We start from the raw sequence: 2932 nt of genomic DNA, 5'->3' as shown, positions 1-2932 counted from the left end.
AGGATAAGCCCTCGACCGATTAGTACTCGTCAGCTCCACACATTGCTGTGCTTCCACCTCGAGCCTATCAACCTGGTCGTCTTCCAGGGGTCTTACGTACTGGGAAATCTCATCTTGAGGGGGGCTTCGCGCTTAGATGCTTTCAGCGCTTATCCCGTCCGCACTTGGCTACCCAGCGGTGCTCCTGGCGGAACAACTGGTACACCAGCGGTGCGTCCATCCCGGTCCTCTCGTACTAAGGACAGCTCCTCTCAAATTTCCTACGCCCACGACAGATAGGGACCGAACTGTCTCACGACGTTCTGAACCCAGCTCGCGTACCGCTTTAATGGGCGAACAGCCCAACCCTTGGGACCTACTTCAGCCCCAGGATGCGATGAGCCGACATCGAGGTGCCAAACCTCCCCGTCGATGTGGACTCTTGGGGGAGATAAGCCTGTTATCCCCAGGGTAGCTTTTATCCGTTGAGCGATGGCCCTTCCATTCGGTACCACCGGATCACTAAGCCCGACTTTCGTCCCTGCTCGACTTGTGGGTCTCGCAGTCAAGCTCCCTTATGCCTTTGCACTCTCCGAATGATTTCCAACCATTCTGAGGGAACCTTTGGGCGCCTCCGTTACATTTTAGGAGGCGACCGCCCCAGTCAAACTGCCCACCTGACACGGTCCCTCCACCCGATTCAGGGTGGCAGGTTAGAACTCCGATACGATCAGGGTGGTATCCCAACGGCGCCTCCTCCGAAGCTGGCGCTCCGGATTCCTAGGCTCCCACCTATCCTGTACAGATCGTACCAAAGTCCAATATCAAGCTGCAGTAAAGCTCCATGGGGTCTTTCCGTCTTGTCGCGGGTAACCTGCATCTTCACAGGTATTAAAATTTCACCGGATCTCTCGTTGAGACAGCGCCCAAGTCGTTACGCCATTCGTGCGGGTCAGAATTTACCTGACAAGGAATTTCGCTACCTTAGGACCGTTATAGTTACGGCCGCCGTTTACTGGGGCTTCGGTTCACAGCTTCGGGTTTAACCCCTAACCGCTCCCCTTAACCTTCCAGCACCGGGCAGGCGTCAGCCCGTATACTTCGCCTTGCGGCTTCGCACAGACCTGTGTTTTTGCTAAACAGTCGCTTGGGCCTTTTCACTGCGGCCCCCTCGGGCTATTCACCCTACCGAGGCACCCCTTCTCCCGAAGTTACGGGGTCATTTTGCCGAGTTCCTTAACGAGAGTTCTTCCGCGCGCCTTAGCATGCTCTGCTCGCCTACCTGTGTCGGTTTGCGGTACGGGCACCTTCGCCTGGCTAGAAGCTTTTCTTGGCAGCGGGAACACATAACCTTCGGTACTGTCATTTTCCCTCCCCATCACAGCCCAGCCTTACGGTCAGCGGATTTGCCTACTGACCAGCCTCACTGCTTGGACGGCCTATTCCATCAGGCCGCGTTACTATCCTTCTGCGTCACCCCATTGCTCATAACGGCTTATGGTGGTACAGGAATATCAACCTGTTGTCCTTCGACTACGCCTTTCGGCCTCGCCTTAGGTCCCGACTTACCCTGAGCGGACGAGCCTTCCTCAGGAACCCTTAGGCTTTCGGCGGACAAGATTCTCACTTGTCTTTTCGTTACTCATACCGGCATTCTCACTTGTGTACTGTCCACCAGTCCTTACGGTCTGACTTCAACCTATACACAACGCTCCCCTACCCAAGTTGCAAAGCAACATGCCATAGCTTCGGTGGTGTGTTTAGCCCCGTTACATTTTCGGCGCAGAGTCACTCGACCAGTGAGCTATTACGCACTCTTTAAATGGTGGCTGCTTCTAAGCCAACATCCTGGTTGTCTGTGCAACTCCACATCCTTTCCCACTTAACACACACTTGGGGACCTTAGCTGATGATCTGGGCTGTTTCCCTCTTGACAATGGATCTTAGCACTCACTGTCTGACTCCCGAGGAGCACGTCGATGGCATTCGGAGTTTGACTAGACTTGGTAACCCTTGGCGGGCCCCGCACCCAATCAGTGCTCTACCTCCATGACGCTCATTCTCGAGGCTAGCCCTAAAGCTATTTCGGGGAGAACCAGCTATCTCCGAGTTCGATTGGAATTTCTCCGCTACCCCCACCTCATCCCCGTACTTTTCAACGTACGTGGGTTCGGGCCTCCAGTGCGTGTTACCGCACCTTCACCCTGGACAGGGGTAGATCACACGGTTTCGGGTCTACGACCACGTACTATTTCGCCCTATTCAGACTCGCTTTCGCTGCGGCTCCGTCTTCCCGACTTAACCTTGCACGTGAACGTAACTCGCCGGTTCATTCTACAAAAGGCACGCCATCACCCATATAGAGGGCTCTGACTTCTTGTAAGCGCACGGTTTCAGGTTCTGTTTCACTCCGCTCCCGCGGTGCTTTTCACCTTTCCCTCACGGTACTGCTTCGCTATCGGTCACTAGGGAGTATTTAGCCTTGGCAGATGGTCCTGCCGGATTCCGACGGGGTTTCACGTGTCCCGCCGTACTCAGGATCCGTCCCGGAGGGTGCTGATTTTTGGTTACAGGGCTTTTACCTTTTCTAGCGAGCCTTTCCAGACCTCTTCGCCTAACCAACACCTTTGTAACTCCATGTGAGACGTCCTACAACCCCAGGAGGCAAGCCTCCTGGTTTGGGCTAATCCGCGTTCGCTCGCCGCTACTGACGGAATCACTATTGTTTTCTCTTCCTCAGGGTACTTAGATGTTTCAGTTCCCCTGGTGTGCCTTCACTTACCTATGGATTCAGCAAGTGATGACTGCGCATTACCGCAGCCGGGTTTCCCCATTCGGACATCCCCGGATCAAAGCCTGCTTACGGCTCCCCGAGGCAGTATCGTTGTTCGCCACGTCCTTCTTCGGCTCCTAGTGCCTAGGCATCCTCCGTGCGCTCTTAGTAGCTTAACCT

General features: G+C 54.8%; 1 rRNA gene. It reads right to left on the bottom strand.

From position 1 onward, the window contains the following. Window positions 1-2931: ribosomal RNA gene (locus PXY01_RS21925) — 23S ribosomal RNA — on the bottom strand. Window position 2932: the final 1 nt, after the last annotated feature.

The sequence above is a fragment of the Paenibacillus xylaniclasticus genome, assembly GCF_004001065.1.
GTDB classification, from domain to species: domain Bacteria; phylum Bacillota; class Bacilli; order Paenibacillales; family Paenibacillaceae; genus Paenibacillus_T; species Paenibacillus_T xylaniclasticus.
The sequence above is the reverse complement of the archived record's forward strand: the minus strand, read 5'-3'. Positions and strand labels throughout refer to the sequence as shown.